Here is a 25,451-nt window from a genome sequence, read left to right as displayed (position 1 = left end):
CCGGCGTGTCAGGCACCCGTGGTACGGCGCTGCGTGGTCGGAGCCGGTGTGGCGGGGGGCGGTGCACCGATCAGGCTCATCGACCCATCCACGCCGGCGCCGGTGGGCGCGGGAGGCTCGTTGACGGCCGCCACCGATGCCTTCGGTTTGAAGGCGGTGCTGAGCTTCTGCGCCACCACCAGATCCTTCGGCGCCAGCTTGGCGGCGACATCGTCGCGCTTCCGGCCCGCATCGTCGTCGCCCTGGGCCGCAGCGGCGGAGAACCAGAGGTAGGATTGGACAAGATCCTGCTGCAACCCAAGGCCCCGCGCGTAGAGAACGGCGAGGTTGTACTGGCTGTCGCGCATGCCGTACTCGGCGCCGCGCCGGAACCATTGCGACGCCGCGGTGTAATCCGGCTTGCCGTTCGCCGACGGATTCTCGGCGTAGACCACGGCAAGGTTATGCATCGAGCGGGCATGGCCCTGTTCCGCCGCGCGGGCGTACCAGAGCTTGGCCTGGGCGAGGTCGCGCACCACGCCCGAGCCCTTCTCGTAGAGGCCGCCGAGCTTGTACTGCGCCGGGGCGTAGCCGACTTCGGCCAGGGCCTCGAACAGCTTTGCCGCCACCGCGAAATCGCGGGGCATGCCCCGGCCTTCGAGGGCGCGGGCGGCGAGATCGTAGACGGAGGCTCCATCGCCTTCGAGGGCGGCCTTGCGAAGCTGCGCGAGCCCCGTCGGCACCGCCCCGAGATCGCCCGCCAGATTACCGAGGGCAGCGACCTTCGGCACCGGACGCTGGGCCGGCTGACTCGAGGATTCGGTCAGGGTCGGGACGGCCTTCGACGAGGGCGGCTCGGAGATCGACTGGGTGGTTTCCGGGTCCGGCCGCGCAGGCGTATCCGCGGCGACCCTGGCCGTCTCAGTGGAAGATGCGTCAGCCTTCGATGCGTCAGCCTTGGCCGTGTCGGCATTGGCCGAATCGGTTTTGGCCGCGCTGTCCGAGGGCTGGCCTGGGGCGGCCTGCGCTTCGGCGATTTGGGCTGCCGACACATCCGTCGCGGTACGCCGTGAGTTGATGGCCTGCAATGCACCGAGCGCGAGGACGATGGCGGCGAGGCCGAGGAGGAGCGGCTTGCGACGCTTGTCGAATTCGGCGCGCAGACGCGCAACGCGCCCGGGGGTGGAGGTTTCCAGGGCGTCGTCGGAGGCACCGCGACGCTGCATCTCGGGCGAGCGGGCGGCGATCGCGGCCTCGTTCTGCGCGGCCTGCGCCGCACGCCGCGCGGCGGCGATGAAGCTCGTCTTGATGTCGCTCTCGGTCGGCTTGATCGCGTCCGAACCGCTCTCCGCGGACCGGTCGGGGCTGGGACGGCGGGCGCCGGGCTCCAGCGGCTCGTCCGTGACGCGACCGAGCTCGAAGGATTGCGCCGTCGGGCTCACCCGCAAGGGCTCGGCCCGCCGGATCATGGCGCCCGCCTGCATCGGGGCCCGCTCATCCACGCGGCCGGTGGCGATTCCGAGCCGCTCGGCGAGGTCGTGAGACGAGGTGGAGCGGCTGGCGGCGAGCGGGCCGGCCTCGGCCAGGACGCCCAGCTGGCCGACGAGCCTGTCCAGGGTGGAATGGACGCCGTCGAGCGTCGCCTGCATCCGCTGCTCGGAGGCCGTCTGCTGGGCGCGCAGATCCGCCAAACTGGCCCGGAGCATTCCGAGTTCGCCCGTCTCACCGGTGGTTCCGATGCTCTCGGCGACGGCGTTGCGTGCGGCGCGCTCTACGGCGGCCTCGATCGGAACCTCTTCGCGCAAAGCCGAGACCTGGCCGAGCAGGTCGGACATCGTCCGTTCCAGGCCGGCGATCGCGGGGTCCGCGTCGCGCGTGTCGATGCGGCTGGCCAGTGCCAGAACCTGCTTCTCCAGCACGTCGAGACCTTCGGCGCGGGGTCCGGCGGGGCCTCCCACCCGGTCGAGCTTGTCGGCGAGGTCGTGCAGCATGCCGTGGATCGAGGCGAGATCGCCGCCGGGAATCACCGGCCGGCGCAGGGTCTCGCCGAGATCCTCGAGGCGGCCGATCAGGTCGCCGACCGGATTGACGCTGACCCGCTCGACCTTGTCGGCGAGGGCGTCGATCCGCACGATGATCTCGTCCGAATGGCTGCCACCACCGACGGAGCCGCCTTCGCGCAGCGCGTCGAGCTTGGCGCCCATCGCCTGGATCTGTTCCTCGATCCCACCCGAAGGCGGGGTCCGCAGGCCGAGGCGGATCTCTTCGAGCAACGGCCGCAGCTCGGCCATGTTGGCTCCGTCACCGCCGACGCCGCCCTGCAATTCTGTGATCTGGGCGCTGATTGCCTGCAGCCCCTGGGCGAGGCTCTGGATCCGCTCCGGCCCGGCGAGCGAACCGATCAGGCGGCGGATTTCGTCCAGTTCGCGGAACAGGTTACCGAGTTCGTCACGGTCGGCGAAGCCCGGCGCGCTGCTGCTGAGCGCCCCGTCCACCTTCGCCGCGAGGCGCTCGACGTCGCTGGCGACGCGGGCATGGACGTTCTCGGCCACATCGTCGGCGAGACGGGCGACCTGAACGCGGATCAGTTCGATGGGGGCCGCGATGGCGGCGAGGTCGGAGGGCTCCTGCGCGCGCTGGACCCCGGTGACGAGGGAGTGCATCGCCTGTTCGAGGGCACCGACGTCGCGGCCCGTGGCGAGGCCGGTGATCGATTCGCGAAGACGGCTCGTCTCGGCCTGCAATTCGGAGAGCGCCGGCGACGGCGCCCGTGTCGCCGAGGCGGCGGGCTTCTGCTCGGCGGTGGCCGCGTCGGAATCGAGTTCGCGCTGGCGCTGGCGGATTTCCGCCACGGCGTCGCGCAGCTCCACCTCGACGGGGCGGCCGCGGCGGCCGATGGGGCGCGGCGAGGCCAGTTGCTCGCCGAGTTCGACCATGCGGCGCTCGATCTGCGCCAGACGCTCTGCCATCTGTGCCGCCGGGGACAGGCCGGCATCCAGCACCGTGCTGATCCGGGCCTCGATCTCCTCGATCGTCCGTGTCGCCGTCTCCTGCGAGATCTGGTGATCCTGGGCGATCTTATGATCGATCTGGTCGAGACGCCGCATCATCTCGGCGATGGAGGTGGTGAAGGGCGCGATCGGGTCCGATGCAGGAGCCGAGACGACGGGGGCCGAGACGACGGGGGCCGAGACGACGTCAGCGGCGTCGGTAACGACGGCCTCCGCGGCGTCGACGGGTGCGGGATCGGCCTCGGCGGATGCGAGATTGGCCTCGACGGGTGACGGCGCGCTGCTCGAAACGTCGACGAGCGGGCGGGTCTGATGCTGCATCGACGAGGTCAAGCGGCGGCGGCGTGCCTTGGGCTTCTGGTCCGGCGTGACGATCGACGCGATCCAGGTCTCGACCGGCACCCCTGCGCGACGCGCCACATCGCGGGCGGCATCGAGGATTTCCGGGTCGAACTCTTCCAGGTTGAGCGTCGCGTTGCGTTTCATCGTCAAACCCGGGGCAGCGAGGTCCGTGACCCAATCCGGTTTGTCAGTGTGCAACGCAGAGGTGTCGCAGCGGCAGCGAAACGGATCGATTGCCGCTGACATTTCGCACTCTTGGTAAACAGGCGGTTAAGGCCTGTGCCAAACTGGCCTTATGTTATCGTCGACGTCTCGCGGACGGTGCCCCTTTCCCTCCGCACGGGGATAGTTTATATATGAACTATCAAGCGTGCCGGGGCTGAGAGGCCGAATCGGGCATGCGATCAAGCGGGTGGAGGACAGACGAGATGCCGAGTTATCGTGCACCGGTCGAGAACGTTCAGTTTCTCCTCAACGACGTCTTCGCCTTCCATGGACGCAACAACCTGCGCGGTTTCGCGGATGCGTCGCCCGACCTGATCCAGGCGGTTCTGGTCGAGGGCGCCAAGCTGGCCGAGGGCGTGCTCACCCCCCTCAATGCCGTGGGCGACCGGCAGGGCTGTACCCGCCAGGCGGATGGCAGCGTCTCCACGCCGGATGGGTTCAAGGCCGGCTACGACGCCTATGCCGAGGGCGGCTGGATGGGCATCTCCGTGCCGGAGGAATATGGCGGCCAGGGCCTGCCGCACACGATCAACACCGCGATCTCGGAATTCACCTCTTCGGCCAATCTGGCATTGGCCATGTATCCGGGCCTGACGCAGGGCGCGATGGCGGCCCTCCTCGTCCACGGCTCGGAGGAGCAGAAGGCGACTTATCTGCCCAAGATGGTGGAAGGCGCCTGGACCGGTACGATGAACCTCACCGAGCCCCATTGCGGCACGGATCTCGGGCTCCTCAAGACCAAGGCGGTGCCGAACGGCGACGGGTCCTACAGCCTCACGGGCACCAAGATCTTCATCTCGGCCGGCGAGCACGACCTGTCCGAGAACATCGTCCACCTCGTCATCGCCCGGATCGAGGGCGCACCGCCCGGAACCAAGGGCATCTCCCTGTTCGTGGTGCCCAAATTCCTCGTCAACGAGGATGGCTCGGTGGGGAAGCGCAACGGCGTCTCCTGCGGCTCCCTCGAACACAAGATGGGCATCCACGGCAATTCCACCTGCGTCATGAACTATGACGGCGCGAAGGGCTGGCTCGTCGGCCAGGAGAACCGCGGTCTCAATGCGATGTTCGTGATGATGAACGAAGCGCGCCTCGCGGTGGGCGTCCAGGGTCTCGCCCAGTCGGAGGTCGCCTACCAGAACGCGGTGGCTTACGCGAAGGACCGGCTCCAGGGCCGCGCCCTCACCGGCGCCAAGGCCCCGGACAAGGTGGCCGACCCGATCATCGTCCATCCCGACGTGCGCCGGACCCTGATGGGAATCCGCGCCTTCAACGAGGCTGCCCGCGCGCTGGTGCTGTGGACCGCGCTTCAGGCCGATATCGGCCATCGCTCCGACGATGCGGCCGAGCGCCAGAAGGCCGAGGACCATATGGGCCTGATGACCCCGGTGGTGAAAGGCGTGCTCACGGACAAGGGCTTCGACAACGCGGTGGCGGCCCAGCAGCTCTTCGGCGGGCATGGCTACATCGAGGAATGGGGCATGTCGCAATTCGTGCGCGATGCCCGCATCGCCATGATCTACGAGGGCGCCAACGGCATTCAGGCCATGGACCTCATCGGCCGCAAGCTGCCCAAGGATGGCGGCCGGGCGATGATGAGCTTCCTCGCCGAGGTCCAGACCTTCATCAAGGACCATGACGAGGAGGCCGAGATGAAGCCGTTCACCGGCCCGCTCCAGGCCGGCCTGAACGACCTCCAGGGCGCCACCATGTGGTTCATGCAGAACGCCTTCTCCAAGCCCGACAATGCCGGGGCCGGCGCCACCGACTACATGCACCTCCTCGGCCTCGTCGCCATGGGCTACATGTGGGGCCGGATCGCCAAGGCGGCGCTGGCGCGCATCGCGCAAGGCCCGTCACCGGAAATGGCCGACAAGCTCGTCATCGGCCGGTTCTACATGGAGCGGACGCTTCCCGAGACCGCCCTGCGGCTGGTGCGGATCAAGGCCGGAGCCGACACGACCATGGCGTTGAGCGCCGAGGCGTTTTAGAGCGGACGACAGACTTTCAGTTCACCACGTCATTCCGGGGCGCTCGCAGAGCGAGCCCGGAATCCAGAACCGCCGACGCGACAAACCTTGGATGTGTTCGCGGATCTGGATTCCGGGCTCCGCTTCGCGGCCCCGGAATGACGGCGAGACCGAGAGCAGACTTTGAAAGCCGTCGCTCCGCAGGAGCGGACAACAGGGAAACGCATATGCCCGAGGCCTTCATCTACGATCACGTCCGCACGCCGCGCGGCCGCGGCAAGCCGGATGGCGCGTTGCACGAGGTGACGGCCCTGCGCCTCGCCGAAACGGCCCTGCGCGCCCTCAAGGAGCGCAACGAGCTCGACACGCGGCAGGTGGACGACGTCATCCTCGGCTGCGTCGATCCCGTCGGCGAGGCCGGTGGCGACATCGCCCGCGCGGCGGCCCTGGTGGCGGATTACGGCACTCATGTCCCCGGCGTGCAGATCAACCGCTTCTGCGCCTCCGGGCTCGACGCGGTGAACTTCGCCGCGGCCCAGATCATGGCCGGCCAGCACGACATGACGGTCGGCGGCGGCGTCGAATCGATGAGCCGCGTCGGCCTCGGCGCCTCCGGCGGGGCCTGGCCGGTGGACCCGGCCATCGCCATCAAATCCTGGTTCATGCCGCAGGGCGTCTCGGCCGATCTCATCGCCACGAAATACGGGTTCAGCCGCGACGAGTGCGACGCTTACGCCGTCGAATCGCAGAAGCGCTCGGCGAAATCCTGGGCCGACGGACTGTTCAAGAATTCCGTCGTCCCGGTGCGCGACGTCAACGGCATCACCCTGCTCGACACCGACGAGCACATGCGTCCCTCCACCGACATGCAGTCCTTGGCCGGGCTGAAGGCCTCCTTCGTCCAGATGGGCCAGATGGGCGGTTTCGACGCCGTGGCGGTCGACGCGCATCCCGACGTGGAGATGGTCAACCACGTCCATCACGCCGGCAATTCCTCGGGCATCGTCGATGGTGCCGCCGCCGTGCTGGTGGGCTCGAAGGAAGCCGGCGAGCGGGCCGGCCTCAAGCCGCGCGCCCGTATCCGCGCCTTCGCCAATATCGGCTCGGACCCGGCCCTCATGCTCACCGGCCCGGTGGACGTGACGAAGAAGGTGCTGGCCCGCGCCGGCATGACCATCGCCGATATCGACCTGTTCGAGATCAACGAGGCGTTCGCCGCCGTGGTCCTGCGCTTCTGTCAGGCCTTCGGGCTCAATCCGTCCGAGGTGAACGTCAATGGAGGCGCCATCGCCATGGGCCATCCGCTGGGCGCCACCGGCGCCATGATCCTCGGCACGGTCCTCGACGAGTTGGAGCGCACGGGCAAGGAGCGCGCGCTCGTGACCCTCTGCATCGGCGCCGGAATGGGAACCGCCACGATCATCGAGCGGGTGTAGAACCGGGCCGGGGCGGGCTTTCGCCGGTCCCGCCTCCCAAACCCTTCGAAACGCTGTTAGACGGCGCGCTCCCGCCGCCGGAACCGGCGGCGCAAAGACAACATCGGGAGACACGCCAAGATGACACGCATTCTCGCCACCATGATGCTGACCACGGCATTGATGGCGCCGCTCGCCGCCCGCGCGGACGACATGTCCGACCGGGTCACGATCGCCAAGGATCTGGTTCAGAAGACGCTGATCAAGAACCTCGAAACCGGCTTCACCGGAGCTCTCGAGAAGACCGTGCAGCCGATGGCGGAAGACAAGGCCGAGGCCGTGCGCAAGGAAGTCCGCGCCGAGTTCGAGAAGCAGCGCGAAGTCATGATCGACGGTCTCTCGAAGGCCTATGCCGAGAAGTTCAACATCGACGAGCTCAAGCACCTCAGCGGCATCTACGACGACAAGATCTACCAGAAGTTCCAGGCGATCAATTCGGACCCGGCCTCGACCGTCACCGTCATCTCGCAGGGTGCGGTCACCAAGATCCTGAACATGTTGGCGATCGCCTCGGCCGGCGACAAGCCGGCCGCTCCGATGCCGCCGATGCCGGGCGCCAAGTAGAGACCGGCGCGAAGTAGAGCGCGAAGACTGGGAGGGGCTTCGCCCCGCCCTAGGACGCGAGGTCGAGGCGCGGCTCCCGCGCCTCGAAGCCGGAAACGCTCGGGAGGGCTTCGAGTTGGGGACGGGCGAAATAATAGCCTTGGAACAGATTCGCGCCGAGTTCGCGCATGGTCGCGAATTCCGCCTGCGTCTCGATTCCCTCGGCGATGACCTCGATGCCGAGTTGCCGGGCGATCGAGAGGATGCCCGCCGTGATGACCTGCCGCGCCCGGTCCCGGTCGATGCCGCGCAGCAGGTCCATGTCGATCTTGATCAGGTCCGGCTGAAAGTTGGCGAGCAGGCTGAGCCCGGCGAAGCCGGCGCCGAAATCGTCGAGGGCCGTCAGGAAGCCCTGCCGGCGATACTCGTCGACGATGCGCTGGAGATGCGCGATGTCGCGGAATTTCTCGTTCTCGGTGAACTCGAACATGATCCGCTCGTGAGCGAAGCCGAATTGGCGCGCCGCCTCCAGGGACGAGCGGATGCAGGCCGCGGGCTCGTAGACGGCGTTGGGCATGAAGTTGATCGACAACCTGGTGTCGTCGTCGGCCTGGAACAGGCGCCCGGCGAGTTCGATGGCACGCACCCGCGCGGCCTGATCGAACCGGTACATGGTCGCTTCGGTCACCTGCCCGAGGATCGATCCGGCGGACTGGCCCTCCGGGCCCCGGATGAGCGCTTCGTAGCCCCAGATCCGGTCGACCCTGGTATCGACGATCGGTTGAAAAGCCATGGTAAAATCAAGATCGAGATCGACGCCATCACGACATCCTTGGCAGGCCTTCCTCGACGCCATCAACTCTATCCCATGTTAAGACTTTGAACTTTCTCGGAAAACTATCCATCGGAAGGTTTTAGATCGCCTTAATGGATACGATTCCTTCGCCGAACCTTCGAGGGTCAGAAATGAATCTCACGAATTTCCGCTACGACGTCGATGCCGACGGGATCGCCCTCGCTACCTGGGACATGCCGGGCCGCTCGATGAACGTCTTCACCGAAGAGGTGATGAGCGACCTGCATCAGGTCATCGACGCCGTGGTGGCCGACCCGGCCGTGAAGGGCTGCGTCATCACCTCGGGCAAGGACAACTTCTCCGGCGGCGCCGACCTGACCATGCTCCAGGGCCTCGGCCAGGCTTACGAGAAGCTGAAAGCCGAGAAGGGCGAGGAGGAGGCCATGCGCCACTTCTTCGAGGAATCGCGCAAGCTCACCCTGGTCTTCCGCAAGCTCGAGACCTGCGGCAAGCCCTTCGCGGCGGCGGTGAACGGCATCTGCCTCGGCGGCGCCTTCGAACTCTCGCTCTCCTGTCACCACCGGGTGCTGTCCGACGACCCGAAGACCCGCGTCGGCCTGCCCGAGATCAAGGTCGGGCTGTTCCCCGGCGCGGGCGGGACCCAGCGCGTCCCCCGCCTGATGCAGACCGGCGACGCCCTGCAGATGCTGTTCAAGGGCGAGCAGATCCGTCCGCTCATGGCCAAGAACATGGGCCTGGTGCACGAGGTGGCGGGCAAGGACGAGATCGTCGAGAAGGCCAAGGCCTGGATCAAGGCCGGCGGCTCGCCCGTGGCTCCCTGGGACCAGCCGAAGTTCAAGGCCCCCTCGGGCAAGGTCTATTCGCCCGCCGGCATGATGATCTGGCCCCCGGCCAACGCGATCTACCGTCGTGAGACCCACGACAATTATCCGGCCGCCAAGGCCATCCTGGCCTCGGTCTACGAGGGCCTGCAGCTGCCGATGGATCTCGCCCTGCGTGTCGAGAGCCGGTACTTCGCCAAGATCCTGCGCTCCAAGGAGGCGGCGGCGATGATCCGCACGCTGTTCATCTCCATGGGCGAGCTGAACAAGGGCGCGCGCCGGCCGAAGGAGATCGCCAAGACCAGCGTGAAGCGGGTGGGCGTCGTCGGCGCCGGCTTCATGGGGGCCGGGGTCGCCTACGTCACCGCCAATGCGGGGATGGAGGTGATCCTCCTCGACCAGTCCACCGAGGCGGCCGAGAAGGGCAAGGCCTACGCCCATAAGCTCGTCACCGACCAGATCAACAAGGGACGCGCCAAGACCGCCGACCGTGAGGCCCTGCTGGCGCGCATCACCACCAGCGCCGATTACGCCGACCTGTCATCCTGTGATCTCGTGATCGAGGCGGTGTTCGAAGACCCGAAGGTGAAGGCCGAGGTCATCGCCAAGGTGGAGGCGGTGATCGGCGAGGACGTGATCTTCGCCTCCAACACCTCGACCCTGCCGATCTCGGGCCTCGCCAAGGCGTCGCGGCGCGCGGGCAATTTCGTCGGCATTCACTTCTTCTCGCCGGTGGAGAAGATGATGCTCGTCGAGATCATCAAGGGCGAGCAGACCGGCGACGCCGCGCTCGCCACCGCCCTCGACTACGTCCGCGCGATCAAGAAGACGCCCATCGTCGTCAACGACAGCCGCGGCTTCTTCGCCAATCGCTGCGTCGGTGCCTATCTGTACGAGGGCCACAAGATGCTCATCGAGGGCATCCCCGCCGCCATGATCGAGAATGCCGGCCGCCAGGCCGGGATGCCGGTTGGCCCCCTCTCCCTCACCGACGAGGTCGCCGTCGACCTCGCCCTGAAGATCGTCAAGGCCACCGAAGCGCAGCTCGGCGCCGAGGCGATCGACCCGGCCCAGAAGGCGCTCCTCACCACTCTGGTGGAGGGCGAGGGCCGGCTCGGGCGCAAGAACCGGAAAGGCTTCTACGACTATCCGGAAGGCGCCTCGAAGAAGCTCTGGCCCGGCCTGTCGGAGCTCCAGACCACGCGAATCGACCCCGACGACGTCGATTTCACCGAACTGAAGCAGCGGCTCCTGGTGGTCCAGGCCCTGGAGGCCGCCCGCACCGTGGGCGAAGGCGTCATCACGGATCCGCGCGAGGCCGATGTGGGCTCCATCCTCGGCTTCGGCTTCGCCCCTTTCACCGGCGGCGCCCTGTCCTACATCGACTTCATGGGTGCGAAAGCGTTCGTGGCCCTGGCCCAGGGCCTGGAGGCAAAGCACGGGTCGCGTTTCGCGGTGCCGGACAACCTCCTGCGCATGGTGGAGGCCGGCGGCACGTTCTACGGCGAAGCCGCTGCCAAGAAGGCGGCGTGAACGAACACCTCGGCTCGGGACATTCCCCGGCCGGGGTCACATGACGGGAGGGAGCGTTCCATGAGCACGACCGAAGCGACCACCGCCGATCAGGTCGGCGCCGACGGAACGCCCCTGCGGGTCACGGCGACACCGGCCGCCATCGCGTTGATCGAGGAATTACGCGCCGAGCACGGGCCGGTGATGTTCCACCAATCGGGCGGATGCTGCGATGGCTCGTCGCCCATGTGCTACCCGGTGGGAGATTTCCTCACCGGCGACAGCGACGTCCATCTCGGCCAGGTGGCCGGCGCCGATTTCTGGATCAGCCGCCCGCAATTCCAGGTCTGGAAGCACACCCACCTGATTCTCGACGTGGTGCCCGGCCGCGGCGGCATGTTCTCGTTGGAGAACGGCCGCGACAAGCGCTTCCTCATCCGCTCGCGGATCTTCACCGAGGCCGAGAACACGGCGCTCGAAGGCGCGTGCCGGATCTGACCCGGTCGTCCTGCTCCGTCGAGCGGGATTCCGATGCGGCAGCCGTAGCGCAAGGGCACCCGTAAACGAGACGCTCCCTCGCTCCGTGGGGACATGAGCATCCCCCCATTCGCCGGCGGATGGCCCTTCAGGGAGGCGCAGACGCGTCCTGCGGCCACGAGGCGGCCGAGCGGCATACAACCCTCACCCCGGGACAACACCATAGCGTAGCAATACGTTTATAAACCTGTGTTAATCCCGAGGACCAGGCCGCCTTTCGGTCTGGATGAGAGATGCCTCATGAACATACGTATCGGTGACGCCGCCTTCGCGGGAGCGGCCGCCCCGCACTGGCTCTCACGTGAGGCCACGGTCGCCAAGCCCGGGTTCAACCGGTGGCTCGTGCCTCCCGCGGCGCTGGCCATCCATCTGTGCATCGGAATGTCCTACGGATTGTCGGTGTTCTGGCTACCGCTGTCCCGGGCGCTCAGTATCGGGCAAACGGCACCGGCGGCCTGTGCGGACATGAGCATCGCCACGTCCTTGTTCACCACCGCCTGCGACTGGCGCGTCAGCGACCTCGTCATCGTCTTCTCCATCGGCATCGTGATGCTCGGCCTCTCGGCCGCCGTGTTCGGCGGATGGCTGGAGCGGGCCGGCCCGCGCAAGGCCGGCCTCGCTGCAGCCCTGTGCTGGGGCGGCGGCTTCCTGATCGGGAGCCTCGGCGTCTACCTGCATCAGCTCTGGCTGGTCTGGATCGGCATGGGAGTGCTCGGCGGCATCGGCCTCGGGCTCGGCTACATCTCCCCGGTCTCCACCCTGGTGAAATGGTTCCCCGACCGGCGCGGCATGGCCACGGGAATGGCCATCATGGGCTTCGGCGGCGGCGCCATGATCGGCTCGCCGCTCGCCACGCTGCTCATCAACACCTTCAAGACACCTGACTCGGCCGGCGTCTGGCAGACGCTCTCGGTGATGGGCGGGATCTACATCGTGGCGATGCTGTGCGGCGCGTTCGGCTACCGCGTGCCGCCGGCCGGCTGGCAACCCAAGGGATGGACCGCGCCGGCGGCGAAGAGCGCGATGATCAGCTCCGGCCACGTCCATCTGGACCAAGCTCACAAGACCCCGCAATTCTGGCTGCTATGGGCGATCCTCTGCCTCAACGTCTCCGCCGGCATCGGCGTTCTCGCGCTCGCCTCACCGATGTTGCAGGAAATCTTCGGCGGCGCGCTGATCGGCCTGCCCGGCCTCGGCTTCGGGGAGCTCGATGCCGGCCAGAAGACGCAGATCGCGGCGGTGGCGGCCAGCTTCGTCGGATTGCTGTCGCTGTTCAACATCCTCGGCCGTTTCTTCTGGGCGTCGATCTCGGACAAGATCGGTCGCAAGGTCACCTATGCGACCTTCTTCGTCCTCGGATGCCTGCTCTATGCCGGCGCGCCCTGGGCGGCGTCGATCGGTTCTAAGGCGCTGTTCGTCACGTTCTTCTGCGTGATCCTGTCGATGTATGGCGGCGGCTTCGCCACGATCCCGGCCTACATCGCCGACATCTTCGGCACGCAGTTCGTCGGCGCCATCCACGGGCGCCTGCTCACCGCTTGGTCGACGGCGGGCGTGGTCGGTCCCTTCGTGGTCACGGCGATCCGGCAGGCTCAGGTGGATGCGGGCCTCGAGGGCGCGGCGCTCTACACCCGGACCATGTACATCCTCGCGGGTTTCCTGGCGGCGGGCTTCGTGGCGAATCTGCTGGTCCGTCCGCTGGCCGCGCGCTGGTTCATGAGCGACGCTGAACTAGGTGCCGCAGCGAAGGACGGGGTCGCCGCTCTGCCGGGCGGGGTCGGCGATTTCGGCATCGGCCGCGGCGGCGTCACGCCGCTCGCGGTTCTCGCCTGGGTCGCCGTCGGCCTGCCCATTGCCTGGGGGATATGGAGCACGCTGTCGAAGGCGACGATTCTCTTGGGGTAGGCACCGAAAGCGCCAACCCCTTCCGCGGCAACGGAGGTTCGTCTCCGTCCGCGACCCCATACCGGTCGCGCATGGCGGCCGGCGCGACCGGCCTCTTCGGGACATCGACGCGACCGGGACGACGTCGTCTGTGACGGCGTGCAAGCAGACCGACGCAAGTCGGCCCCGCAGGGTCCTTCCGGGCGGAGCCCCTGCGTCGGTCTTCGACCACCCGGCGGGTGGGGTTGAGCCTTCCGGCTCACCCCACCTTCACCCGCCAGATGTCGTCGGCGTATTCGCGCATGGAGCGGTCGGAGGAGAACCAGGCCATCCGGGCGGTGTTGAGGATGGCCTTCTTCCACCAGCTGGCCTTGTCGATCCAGGCGGCGTCGATCTCGCGCTGGACGCGCCAGTAATCGTCGAAATCGACCGTGAGCAGGTAGCGGTCGTTGTGGCGCAGGTCATCCACGATCGGCTGGAAGCGGCCGCGCTCCTCCGGTGAGAACCCGCCCGCCTCGATGAAATCGAGGGCAGCGGCGAGGCGCGGCGAGGCCGCGATGGCCCGGGCGGCGTAATCCGGCTCGGCCGCGCGCTTCTGAACCCCGGCCGCGTCGAGGCCGAAGATGAAGATGTTGTCCGCCCCCACATGGTTGCGGATCTCGATATTGGCGCCGTCCAGCGTGCCCACGGTGAGCGCGCCGTTCAGCGCCAGCTTCATGTTGCCGGTGCCCGACGCCTCCATACCGGCGGTGGAGATCTGCTCAGACAGATCGGAGCCGGGGATGATCGCCTCGGCGAGGCTGACGCGGTAATTCGGCAGGAACACCACCTTGAGCCGGCCGGCGATATCCGGGTCGCTGTTGACGAGCTTGGCCACATCGCAGGCGAGCTTGATGATGAGCTTGGCCTGGACGTAGCTCGGCGCCGCCTTTCCGCCGAAGATCTTGACGCGCGGCGTCCAGTCCTTCTGCGGCTCGGCCTTGATCGCCTGGTAGAGCGCCACGGTCTCGATGACGTTGAGGAGTTGGCGCTTGTATTCGTGGATCCGCTTGATCTGCGTGTCGAACAGGGCCGACGGATCGATGACGATGCCGGTATTCTCGGCCACCACCTTGGCGAGGGCCTCCTTGCGGGATGTGCGCATGGCGGAGTAGCGGGCCTGGAAGGCGGGATCGGCGGCGTGATCGGCCAGCCCCAGCAGCGCCTCGGGATCGTCGAGGACGCGCTCGCCCACCACCTCCACGGCGAGCTTCGTCAGCTCGGGGTTGCAGTTGTGGAACCAGCGCCGGAAGGTGATGCCGTTGGTCTTGTTGACGATCTTGTCGGTGTCGAGGGCGTGGAGGTCCTTGAACACCGTGGAACGCATCAGGTCGGTGTGGAGCGCCGAGACTCCGTTCACCCGGCGGGCGCCGAGGAAGGCGAGATGGCCCATCCGCACGCGCTTGCCGTTGGCCTCGTCGATGAGCGAGACCGAGGCGAGCTGCGCCGCATCGGCCCTGCCGTGGCGTCCCTGCTCTTCGAGATGCATCCAGTTGATCAGGTAGATGATCTGCATGTGGCGCGGCAGCAGCCGCTCCATCAACTCCACCGGCCAGGTCTCCAGCGCCTCCGGCAGGAGGGTGTGGTTGGTGTAGCTCAGCGTGTTGGTGGTGATGTGCCAGGCATCCTCCCAGGTCACGCCGTGATCCTCGAGGAGGATGCGCATCAGTTCCGGCACGGCGATGGCCGGATGGGTGTCGTTGAGCTGGATCGCGGCATGGTCGGGCAGCGAGCGCAGGTCGCCACGCTCGGCCACGTGCCGGGAAACGAGGTCCTGCAGCGAGGCCGAGGTGAAGAAGTATTCCTGGCGCAAGCGGAGTTCTTGGCCGGTCTCGGAGGAATCGCTCGGATACAGCACCCGCGAGATCGCCTCGACCTTGGAGCGGGCCGCCACCGCGCCCACATGGTCACCGCCGTTGAACTGCGCGAGTTCGAGGGGCGATTCCGCCTCCGCCTTCCAGAGCCGCAGCGTGTTGACGTGCTTGCCCCGCCAGCCGACCACGGGGACGTCATGGGCCACGGCCCGCACGGTTTCTGCCGGGTGCCAGTGCCGTCGGATCACGCCGTCCGAGATCGCCGACATGGTGACATGGCCGCCGAACCCGATCGTGTAGGTCGCCTCGGGCCGGACGAACTCCCAGGGATTGCCCTCGGCGAGCCAGGTTTCCGGCGCTTCCTTCTGCCAGCCATCCTCCAAAGATTGCTTGAACAGGCCGTGATCGTAGCGGATGCCGTAGCCGATGGCGGGGATCGACAGGCTCGCCATGCTCTCCATGAAACAGGCGGCGAGACGCCCGAGACCGCCATTGCCGAGCGCCGCGTCCGGTTCGGCCGCCTCGACGTCGCCGAGATCGATGCCGAGATCGCGCAAGGCCCGGCGGGTCGTGTCGACGAGGCCGAGATTGTTCATGGCGTCGGATAGGAGCCGGCCGATGAGGAATTCGAGGGAGAGGTAATAGACCCGCTTGTTGGGAATGCTCGTGGACCTGCCGTCCATGCAGGCATCGACGATCCGGTCGCGCAGGGCCAGGGCGGTGGCGGCGAACCAGTCGCGCTCGCGAGCGGTCTCGGGGGTCTTGCCGATCGCATAGGCGAGCTTGGCAAGGATGGCTTCGCGCAGATCCGCCACGGGGTCGCCGGAAGCGGGCTTGGCGGGAGCGGTCCAGCCCGGCCGGGCCGGCGCTTCCGCCGCGGCGGCGCGCGTGCCGGTCTCGTCACTCCGTGCGGAGGCGGCCAGGATTTCGTTCAGCATGGTCTCGTTCCCCCATAGTGTCGCTGCCGCGACGCCGATTTCGCCACCCGCTTCTTCCGGCGGTGACCGCTCGGCGATGGCGATATCGATGAGGTCGGCCCATGGGACCAAGCGGTCCCGCTGCCCGCGCCCGATCCTCGCGATTCGCCAACTTCACATCGAAACAGCGCGGGAATGAGACCATTTCGCGCTGAAGGTTTCATGAATGCGGCAGATGAGCGCTGGTGCGCCATGAGGCGGACACAGCCACGGCGGGGTCGCTTGATGCGCCCGCGCAGGCTAGGCTGTTACCGCCATCGGGGCGTGAATCGGGTCAGACCGGGGGACGGATGACGTCAGGCGAGACGACTTTTCCGGATCTGGCGAAAGCCGTCTGGTGGAAGCGGGGGACCGTCTATCAGGTCTATCCGCGCTCGTTCCAGGACACCAATGGCGACGGTGTCGGCGATCTCGCCGGCATCACGCGCCGCCTCGATTACCTCGCTTGGCTCGGCGTCGACGCCGTCTGGATCTCACCGATCTATCCGTCGCCCATGGCCGATTACGGCTACGACGTCGCCGATTATTGCGGCGTCGACCCGCTCTTCGGCAGCCTCGCCGATTTGGACGAGCTGGTCGCCCAGGCCCACGCCCGGCGGCTCAAGGTCATCCTCGATTTCGTGCCGAACCATTCCTCCATCGCGCATCCCTGGTTCACGGAGAGCCGCGCGTCGCGCGAGAATCCCCGCCGGGACTGGTACATTTGGCGCGATCCGGCGCCCGATGGCGGGCCGCCCAACAACTGGCTGAGCAATTTCGGCGGGCCGGCCTGGACCTTCGACGAGGCGAGCGGCCAGTATTATTACCACGCCTTCCTGGCCGAGCAGCCGGACCTGAACTGGCGCAATCCGGCGGTGCGGGAAGCGATGCACGACGTGCTGCGCTTCTGGCTCGACCGGGGCATCGACGGGTTCCGCGTCGACGTGATCTGGCACCTGATGAAGGACGAGGGTTTTCGCGACAATCCGGCGAACCCGGCCTTCCATCCCGAACAGCCGGAGATCAACCGGTTCGATCAGGTCTATTCCGCCGACCGCCCGGAAGTGTTCGACATCATCGCCGGCATGCGCCGCGTGCTGGACGGTTACGACGACCGGGTGCTGATCGGCGAGATCTATCTGCCGATCGAGCGGCTGGTGGCCTATTATGGCCCCGGTCTGACCGGCGTCGATCTGCCCTTCAACTTCCAGCTCATCCAGACCCCGTGGCAGGCCGATGCCGTGGCGGCCCTGGTGGACGAGTACGAGGAGGCGCTGCCCCCGGGCGGATGGCCGAACTGGGTGCTGGGCAACCATGACCAGCCCCGCATCGCCGCACGGATCGGCGAGGCGCAGGCGCGGATCGCGGCGATCCTCCTCCTTACGCTTCGCGGCACGCCCACGGTCTATTACGGCGACGAGATCGGCCTTGCCCATGTGGAGATCCCGCCGGAGCGGATGCGCGACCCCTGGGGCTTCAACGAACCGGGCCATGGCCGCGACCCGGAACGGACCCCGATGCAGTGGGACGACACCGAACATGCCGGCTTCAGCGAAGCCGAACCCTGGCTTCCCCTGAGCGCCGACCGGGACAGGCGGCATGTGGAGGCCCTGCGCGACGAATCCACCTCGATCCTCACCCTCTACCGGAGGCTTCTGCATCTCCGTCGCGCCTATCCCGCTTTGGCGGTGGGAAGCTACCGCCGGCTCGATACGGACGGGCTCGAACACGTCCTCGCCTATGAGAGGATGGAGGCCGGCGAGACCGTGCGGATCGTACTGAACTTCTCGGCGTCACCGGTCCGGTTCCCTCTGGCGGGCGAATCAGGCTGGAGCGTTCTCCTCTCCACCCATCCCGGGCGAGCCGATATCGGTGCCTCGGAGGTGCTCGACATGGCCGGAAACGAGGGCGTGATCCTGCTCAAACACCCGGATTGAAACCTCCCACGCTGAGGGAGGCCGAAAAAACTATCGCGGCGCGACATTTTCCCCGCGCCGCAGCAAACTGAACGTAGTATTAACCGACCCAGTGGCTTGAGTTGTGCATCGCGAAGAGCACGATCTGCCCTAGAGGTCTCCATCATATGCCGGCGACGACCACCTCCAGTGCCGATCTCGCCTCGCCGATTTTCGCCTCCGGCGCGGCCGATGCCGAGGTGATCCGGAGCCTCTCGCTCCAGCCGCGCATCCTCTACGCCACCCCGGAAATGTCGGATTTCGTGAAGACCGGCGGTCTGGGCGAAGTCGCCGGCGCCCTGCCCCGGTCGCTCCGCCGCCATTACGACGTCCGCGTGCTCATCCCCGGCTATCGCCAGGTGGTGGACCGGTTCGATCACATCCCCGTCGTCGCCCATCTGCGCGGCCATGCCGGCATCCCGCCCTGCGATCTCGGCCTCATCGAGACGGGTGACGGGCTCAAAGTCTACATCATCCTGAGTGCCGACCTCTACCAGCGCGACGGGACGCCCTATGGCGACGCGCAGGGGGATTTCCGCGACAACGACCTGCGCTTCGCGCGCCTCAGCCTCGCGGCTGCGGAACTCGCCGGCGGGGTCGATCCGTCCTGGTCCGCCGACCTGCTGCACCTCAACGACTGGCAGACGGCGCTCGCCCCCGCCTATCTCGAATGGACCGGGCAGCGCGTCCCCAGCGTGCTGACGATCCACAATCTCGCCTATCAGGGCCTGTTCCCGAGTGATTCCCTCGGTCGCCTCGGCATCCCGGACGGGGCCTTCCAGATGGATGGCTGCGAGTTCTACGGGCATCTCTCCTTCCTCAAGGCTGGCATCTACTACGCCTCGCACGTCACCACGGTGAGCGAGACCTATGCCCGCGAGATCATGATGCCGGAATCCGGCTGCGGCCTCGACGGCCTGCTGCGCACGCGCGCCGCCCAGGGGCGGCTGGCCGGCATCCTCAACGGGATCGACGAAAGCTGGGACCCGCGCACCGATCCCCACCTCGCCACGCGGTTCGAGGCGGACGACTGGAAGGGCAAGCGCGCCAATGCCGAGACGGTGCGCCGGAAGTTCGGCCTCGCCGTATCGCGAGGCCCGCTCTTCGCCATCGTCTCGCGCCTCGTCCACCAGAAGGGCATCGACCTCAGCCTCAGCGCGGCCGAAACCATCGTGGCCGAGGGCGGTCAGATCGTCGTCATCGGCGAGGGTGAGCGCCGCTTCGAAACCGCGCTCAGCGATCTCGCCCGCCGCCATCCGGATGCCGTCGGGGTCCATGTGGGGTTCGAGGAGAAGGAAGCGCGGCGGATGTTCGCCGGAAGCGACTTCCTGCTGATGCCCTCGCGCTTCGAGCCCTGCGGCCTCGCGCAGATGTACGCCCAGCGTTTCGGCTCGCTGCCGATCGTGCGCCGCACCGGCGGCCTCGCCGACACGGTGGAGGACGGCGTGACCGGTTTCACCTTCGGCGAAGCCTCGCAGACGGGTTTCCTCGGCGCGGTCCGCCGCGCCCTCGATACGTTCGGCGAGAAGAAGCGCCTCAACGCCATGCGCCGCCGCGCCATGTCCCGCTCCTTCACCTGGGACGGCGCCGCCATGGATTACTCGGCGCTCTACGCCCGGGCTTTGGGGAATGGTGGTGGTCTTCGCGCCCAGGCTGTCTGAGAGTCGGTCTCCGACCGATCTTAGCGTCCGAACAGCTGATTTGCATTGTCTTCCAAAGCTTTACCTCATCCTGAGGTGCCGCGCAGCGGCCTCGAAGGAGCCCTCCAGGGATCGCTTCGGTCTCTGGAGGGCTCCCTCAAAGCCTCCGCTACGCTCCGGCGCCTCAGGATGAGGTGGTCGGTTTGGATGATCGACTTTCCCATCGGCATCCGCTGAGCAATCCGATCAAACAGCCTCCAACACAAAAGGGCGCCGGTTCATCGAACCGGCGCCCTTACTCATGGCATCTTTAAAACACGAGGCGATCTCAGCCCTCGCGCACGAAGATGATCGTCCCCAGAGGGGGCGCCGAGAGCACCAGCGAATAGGGCTGGCCGTGGCTCTCCACGGCTTCGGCCTGGATACCGCCCATGTTGCCGACGTTCGAACCGCCGTAGCGCTCGGAATCCGAGTTGATCGCCTCCCGATAGAACCCCGCCTCCGGTACGCCGATCCGGTATCCCTCACGCGGAATCGGCGTGAAGTTGGAGACCACCACCGCGACCTCCCCCGGTGACTTGCCCTTGCGGGCCCAGGCGATGACGCTGTTGTCCTGGTCGTCGGAAACCAGCCACTGGAAGCCGGCGGCCTCGCAATCCCTCACATGCAGGGCGGGCGTCGAGGTGTAGAGGTGGTTCAGGTCGCGGACGAGATCCTTCACGCCGCGATGCAGAGGATCGTCGAGCAGATGCCAGTCGAGGCTCTGGTTGTGGTTCCACTCTTTCTGCTGGCCAAACTCGCCGCCCATGAAGAGCAGCTTCTTGCCCGGATGGCCCCACATGTAGCCGAAATAGGCACGCAGATTCGCGAATTTCTGCCAGCGGTCGCCCGGCATCTTGTCCAGCAGCGAGCCTTTCCCGTGGACGACTTCATCGTGCGAGAGCGGCAGGATGAAGTTCTCGGAGAAGGCGTAGAGCAGGCCGAAGGTCAGGTCGTGGTGGTGATAGCGGCGATGGATGGTCTGCTTCGACATGAATTCCAGGGTGTCGTGCATCCACCCCATGTTCCACTTGAAGCCGAAGCCGAGGCCGCCCGTATAGGTCGGGTGTGACACGCCCGGCCAGGAGGTGGATTCCTCGGCGATCGTCATCGTGCCCGGTGCGTGGCTGTAGGTCGCCTCGTTGGTCTTGCGCAGGAAGTTGATGGCGTCGAGATTCTCGTTGCCGCCGTATTGGTTGGGGATCCACTCGCCCTGTCGGCGCGAATAGTCGAGGTAGAGCATGGAGGCGACGGCATCCACGCGCAGGCCGTCGAGATGGTAGTGTTCGAGCCAGAACCGGGCATTGGCGGCGAGGAAGCTGGACACTTCCGTGCGGCCGAAATTGTAGATGTAGGTGCCCCAATCCTGGTGGAAGCCCTGGCGCGGGTCGGCATGTTCGTAGAGATGCGTCCCGTCGAACTGGCCGAGACCATGGGCGTCGAGGGGGAAGTGCCCCGGCACCCAATCCAGCATCACGCCGATTCCGGCCTCGTGGGCCACATCGACGAAGGCCGCGAAATCGTCCGGCGTGCCGAAGCGGCTCGTCGGCGCGAAGAGCGAGACCGGCTGGTAGCCCCATGAGCCGTCGAACGGATATTCCGTGATCGGCAGCATCTCGATATGGGTGAAGCCCATCTCCTTGACGTAGGGGATCAGGCGCTCGCCCAACTCCTTGTAGGTCAGGTAACGGTTGCCTTCCTCGGCGACGCGCGCCCAGGAGCCGAGATGGACTTCGTAGATCGAGATGGCGGTGTGGCGCGGATCCTTCTCGCCCCGCGTCGCCATCCACTTGTCGTCGCTCCAGACGGGCGCGTTCGTGCCCTGGAGCACGGAAGCAGTCTCCGGCGGTTTCTGCGCCGCGAAGGCGACGGGATCGGCCTTCAGCGGTAGCAGCGAACCGTCGGCCCCACGAATCTCGAACTTGTAATGGGCTCCTGCGGCGAGGCCCGGAACGAACAACTCCCAGATGCCGCCATTCTGCCAGAGCCGCATCGGGTGGCGTCGGCCATCCCACTCGTTGAAATCGCCGACGATGCTCACCCGGCGGGCATTGGGGGCCCAGACCGCAAAGCGGAACCCGGCGATGCCATCGAGCTCCATGGATTGGGCGCCGAGCACCCGATAGGTCACGTCGCTGCCGATCTCGCGCAGGTTGTCGATATCCTGCTGATGCAGCGATGAGCCGAAGCTGTAGGGGTCGTGGCGCGGACGCTCGGTGCCGTCCCAACCTTCCACGGCCAGCTCATAGAGCGGCCGTCCCTGGCTCTCGACCCGGGCGACGTAGAACCCGTCCTGATGACGCCGCTCGAACGGGATGCGCTTGCCGGCGGTGAGAAGGGAGGCCGACTTCGCCTCCGGCAGGATGACGCGCACCTCCCACAGGCCGGGGCCGATCTGGTGAGGGCCGAGCACCGAGAACGGATCGCCGTGATCCGCCCTCATCACAGCGGCGACCGCGTCCGGATGGACGCCCTGAACGGTCGACGTATCGGCATCGGCCTGGCGGGAACTCCCCGACGCGGCCGAGCGGGCCGCGATCCGTTCGGACCGCTTCCGCTCCTGCTCGGACGTCTTCGCCAGGCTCTCGTCGATATCCGTCATTCAAACGCCTCTCTTGGTGTCGTCCAGAATTGTGAGAACCCCACGGGCTGGGATTTCGATCCAATCCGGCCGGTTATTGGCCTCGTAATCGACCTCGTAGAGCGCCTTCGCCAGGAGCGAGAGCGCGAGCAGCCGCGTCTCGGTCTCCGGGTCGGTCACTGCCGCACGGCTGGTCGAGGCCACGCCGCGGTAGGCATCGAGGAACGCGGCATCGATCATGCCACGCCAGGCGATCGACGCGTTGCGAGCCCGATCTTCCGAATCTGCGAACCGCGCCGCGATCTCGCGGGTGACCGTCTCGGCCCCATAGGCGAAGGAGCGCAGCATCCCGGCGACGTCGCGCAGCGGTGTCGACTTGGCCCGGCGCTCATCGGCCGGGCGAGCGGGCTCACCCTCGAAGTCGATGATAATGAGGTCGCTCTCGGATGCGAGAACCTGGCCGAGGTGGAAGTCCCCGTGGATCCGGGTCTTCGTTGCCCCAACCGGCGGACGCGAAGTCATGTCCTCGATCAACAGCTCGACTTCGCGGCGGCGACCGGCCAGCTCGGTGATCGCCGTGCTGGAGGTGCGGCCCGCCAGGGCGTCGAGGGCACGGAACGCCCTCTCGCCCATCCGGCGTGCATCTTCCCCGAGGTCGCGCAGATCGTCATGCGTGAACGGTTCGGGCGCGAAGGCCGGGTCGTCGGTCTCGATGGCGAAGGCGTTGTGGAGCTCGGCGGTGCGGCGGCCGAGGAGTTCGGCCCAGCGCAGGTGCGGGGCGAAGGCTTCGGTCGGCTCCGGCGCCTCGCTCTCGGGAGCGAGCACGACGGTATCGAAGTCGCGGCGTAAGCCCTCCAGCATGAGGGTCCAGGCATCGCCCTGGTTCGGCACGAAGGCCTGGAGCACGGCGAGCGCCGTCCGCGTCCCGTCCCCGTCCACGTGCTCGACGACGCCGAGCAGGGCCGGAGTGTTGGCAAAGCCCGCCTGCTCGGTGAGGAACCGGCCGACCTCGATCTCGGGATGCACCCCCGTCTGCATGCGGCGCAGGAGCTTGAGCATCATCTTCGAGCCGATGGCGATCGAGGTGTTGCTCTGCTCCGCATTCAGGCTGCGGACTTCCGCCAGATCCACGGCGACGTCGCGATCGAAGGCCGAGGTATGGGAGAAGACGAGCTTGCCGGTCTCCGTCGGCAACTCGACGCCGTTGCGCATGCCGTCGATCAGGGCGACCGAGAAGGCCGGCGAGGCGGACGCGCCGAACAGCAGGCCCGTGCGCGGTCCGCGACGGACGCGGGCGACCGCATGCGACAGCAGCGTCTCGTCCTCGCGGCCCTCATCGACCCCGAGGGGCACGAAGTAATCCTGGCGCTCGCCATTGGCGAGATGCACCGCCACACGCGGCAGCAGGAAGCGGGTGGCACCGCCGGCATCCTTCAGGGTGGCGCTGTCGATCACCGAGACCGACTTGATGCGGGTTCCCTTGGCGCCGAACCAGCGGCGGGTGCCGATGAAGCGCGGCGCCACGGTGCGCTCGAAGGCGGTCCGCTCGCGGCCGGCCATGAGGGTCTCGACACCGCCGGTGAGGACCAGGGTGAAGAGCTCCGGTGTCTCCGGCTGCGGGCCGATTTCCCCGGCATTCGCCGCGTTCAGCGAGAACCAGTAAAACCCGTAGGATGGCAGGGTCAGCAGGTAGGGCAACTCGCCGATGGCCGGGAATTCCGAACCGCCGGTGAGCTCGATCGGCACGGCGCTACGGAACTCGGACAGGTCCAGCTGCACGGCCTGCGGCGCGCGCGACAGGTTGGCGACGCAGAGGACGCGCTCCCCCTCGAACTCGCGGATCCAGGCCAGCACCTTACGGTTCGTCGGATACAGGAACTGCATGCCGCCGCGCCCTAGGGCGACCGAGTTGTTGCGGATCGCGATCATGCGGCGCGTCCAGTTCAGCAGGCTCGTCTGCGACTGGGTCTGCGCCTCGACGTTGATCGCATCGAAGCCGTAGATCGGGTCCTGCACCGAGGGCAGGAAGAGCTTGGCCGGGTTGGCGCGGGAGAAGCCGCCGTTACGGTCGGGCGACCATTGCATCGGGGTGCGCACGCCGTCGCGGTCACCGAGATAAATGTTGTCGCCCATGCCGATCTCGTCGCCGTAGTAGAGCACCGGCGTGCCGGGCATCGACAGGACGAGGGACTTCATCAGCTCGATCTTGCGGCGGTCGTTCTCCAGCAGCGGAGCCAGACGGCGGCGGATGCCGAGGTTGATGCGGGCGCGGCGCTCGGCGGCATAGAACGACCAGAGGTAATCGCGCTCCTCCGCCGTCACCATTTCGAGGGTGAGCTCGTCATGGTTGCGCAGGAAGATCGCCCATTGGCAGCCCTCGGGGATTTCCGGGGTCTGGCGCATGATGTCGGTGATCGGGTGCCGGTCCTCGCGGGCGATCGCCATGTACATGCGCGGCATCAGCGGGAAGTGGAACGCCATGTGGCATTCGTCGCCGTCGCCGAAATACTGCGCGGTCTCCTCCGGCCACTGGTTGGCTTCCGCCAGCAGCATGCGGTCGGGATAGCTCGCGTCGAGCGCCGCACGGATCGCCTTGATGACCGTGTGGGTCTCCGGCAGGTTCTCGCAATTCGTGCCGTCGCGCTCGATCAGGTAGGGGATCGCGTCGAGGCGCAGGCCGTCGACGCCCATGTCGAGCCAGTAGCGCATGACCTCGATCACGCCCTCCAGCACGGCGGGGTTGTCGAAGTTGAGATCCGGCTGGTGGCTGTAGAACCGGTGCCAGAAATACTGCTTGGCGACCGGGTCCCAGGTCCAGTTCGAGGTTTCGGTGTCGAGGAAGATGATGCGCGTGTCGGAATACGGCGTGTCGGTGTCCGACCAGACGTAGAAATCGCGCTCAGGGCTGCCGGCCGGCGCCTCGCGGGCGCGCTGGAACCACGGATGCTGGTCCGACGTGTGGTTGATGACGAGCTCGGTGATGACGCGCAGGCCACGGTCATGCGCGGCCTCCACGAACTTCCGGAACTCCTCCATCGTCCCGTAGGACGGATTCACGTCGCGGTAATCGCCGATATCGTAGCCGTCGTCGCGCAGGGGCGACGGATAGAACGGCATCAGCCAGATGGCGGTGACGCCGAGGTCCCGCACGTAATCCAGTTTCTGCGTCAGGCCCTCGAAATCGCCGATCCCGTCATTGTTCGAGTCGAAGAACGACTTGACGTGGATCTGATAGATGATGGCGTCACGGTACCATTGCGGATCGCTACGATCGATCATCGCGTCGTTGCCTCATGCGTCGGGTTCAAGGG

The 25,451-nt window shown here is 66.9% G+C and carries 13 protein-coding genes; 8 read left to right on the top strand and 5 right to left on the bottom strand.

Features of this window, described 5'->3' with window-relative positions:
• Positions 1 to 8 precede the first annotated feature (8 nt).
• A complete protein-coding gene (locus IPV08_RS09435) occupies positions 9 to 3,476 on the bottom strand; it encodes a hypothetical protein (protein ID WP_246747872.1) in 3,468 nt (1,155 codons plus the stop codon).
• A 284-nt stretch (positions 3,477 to 3,760) separates the two neighbouring features.
• Here IPV08_RS09435 and IPV08_RS09430 point away from each other — a divergent pair, with 284 nt between their 5' ends.
• From IPV08_RS09430 to IPV08_RS09420, 3 genes are all read left to right on the top strand, one after another.
• Complete coding sequence (locus IPV08_RS09430) at positions 3,761 to 5,548, top strand: acyl-CoA dehydrogenase C-terminal domain-containing protein (protein ID WP_207411656.1); 1,788 nt, start codon at positions 3,761 to 3,763, stop codon at positions 5,546 to 5,548.
• A 206-nt stretch (positions 5,549 to 5,754) separates the two neighbouring features.
• Entirely contained in the window at positions 5,755 to 6,963 is a 1,209-nt protein-coding gene (locus IPV08_RS09425) for an acetyl-CoA C-acetyltransferase (protein ID WP_207411655.1), read from the top strand.
• Positions 6,964 to 7,083: 120 nt separating this feature from the next.
• Positions 7,084 to 7,566 carry a hypothetical protein gene (locus IPV08_RS09420; RefSeq protein WP_056426222.1) on the top strand — a complete coding sequence of 161 codons (483 nt, stop codon included), beginning with the start codon at positions 7,084 to 7,086 and terminating at the stop codon, positions 7,564 to 7,566.
• A 49-nt stretch (positions 7,567 to 7,615) separates the two neighbouring features.
• Here IPV08_RS09420 and IPV08_RS09415 read toward each other — a convergent pair whose 3' ends face one another.
• Positions 7,616 to 8,401, bottom strand: a complete 786-nt coding sequence (locus IPV08_RS09415; protein WP_082470028.1) for an EAL domain-containing protein — start codon at positions 8,399 to 8,401, stop codon at positions 7,616 to 7,618.
• A gap of 110 nt (positions 8,402 to 8,511) precedes the next feature.
• On the opposite strand from IPV08_RS09415, the gene IPV08_RS09410 reads away from it, so the two are divergent.
• The 3 genes from IPV08_RS09410 (at position 8,512) to IPV08_RS09400 (ending at position 13,137) form a co-directional block, all read left to right on the top strand.
• Positions 8,512 to 10,716, top strand: coding sequence for a 3-hydroxyacyl-CoA dehydrogenase NAD-binding domain-containing protein (locus tag IPV08_RS09410; protein WP_207411654.1), 2,205 nt, complete (start codon positions 8,512 to 8,514; stop codon positions 10,714 to 10,716).
• 60 nt (positions 10,717 to 10,776) lie between these two features.
• Positions 10,777 to 11,193: a DUF779 domain-containing protein gene (locus tag IPV08_RS09405; protein WP_207411653.1), complete on the top strand. Its 417-nt coding sequence runs from the start codon at positions 10,777 to 10,779 to the stop codon at positions 11,191 to 11,193.
• 279 nt (positions 11,194 to 11,472) lie between these two features.
• Positions 11,473 to 13,137 (top strand): OFA family MFS transporter, encoded by a 1,665-nt coding sequence (locus tag IPV08_RS09400; protein ID WP_207411652.1) that lies wholly within the window; start codon positions 11,473 to 11,475, stop codon positions 13,135 to 13,137.
• Positions 13,138 to 13,375: 238 nt separating this feature from the next.
• Here IPV08_RS09400 and IPV08_RS09395 read toward each other — a convergent pair whose 3' ends face one another.
• Positions 13,376 to 15,907 carry a glycogen/starch/alpha-glucan phosphorylase gene (locus IPV08_RS09395; RefSeq protein ID WP_207411740.1) on the bottom strand — a complete coding sequence of 844 codons (2,532 nt, stop codon included), beginning with the start codon at positions 15,905 to 15,907 and terminating at the stop codon, positions 13,376 to 13,378.
• Between the two features lie 329 nt (positions 15,908 to 16,236).
• Here IPV08_RS09395 and IPV08_RS09390 point away from each other — a divergent pair, with 329 nt between their 5' ends.
• Positions 16,237 to 17,862 carry an alpha-amylase family glycosyl hydrolase gene (locus IPV08_RS09390; protein WP_207411651.1) on the top strand — a complete coding sequence of 542 codons (1,626 nt, stop codon included), beginning with the start codon at positions 16,237 to 16,239 and terminating at the stop codon, positions 17,860 to 17,862.
• Positions 17,863 to 18,008: 146 nt separating this feature from the next.
• Complete coding sequence (gene glgA / locus IPV08_RS09385) at positions 18,009 to 19,541, top strand: glycogen synthase GlgA (protein WP_207411650.1); 1,533 nt, start codon at positions 18,009 to 18,011, stop codon at positions 19,539 to 19,541.
• Positions 19,542 to 19,848: 307 nt separating this feature from the next.
• Here the strand turns inward: glgA and glgB are convergent, their stop codons facing one another.
• Positions 19,849 to 22,002 carry a 1,4-alpha-glucan branching protein GlgB gene (glgB, locus tag IPV08_RS09380; RefSeq protein ID WP_246747876.1) on the bottom strand — a complete coding sequence of 718 codons (2,154 nt, stop codon included), beginning with the start codon at positions 22,000 to 22,002 and terminating at the stop codon, positions 19,849 to 19,851.
• 159 nt (positions 22,003 to 22,161) lie between these two features.
• Positions 22,162 to 25,419 carry a maltose alpha-D-glucosyltransferase gene (treS, locus tag IPV08_RS09375; RefSeq protein ID WP_207411648.1) on the bottom strand — a complete coding sequence of 1,086 codons (3,258 nt, stop codon included), beginning with the start codon at positions 25,417 to 25,419 and terminating at the stop codon, positions 22,162 to 22,164.
• Positions 25,420 to 25,451: the final 32 nt, after the last annotated feature.

The organism is Methylobacterium sp. SD274, assembly GCF_017355285.1.
Taxonomy (GTDB): domain Bacteria; phylum Pseudomonadota; class Alphaproteobacteria; order Rhizobiales; family Beijerinckiaceae; genus Methylobacterium.
This window is presented reverse-complemented; position numbering and strand designations above follow the sequence as displayed.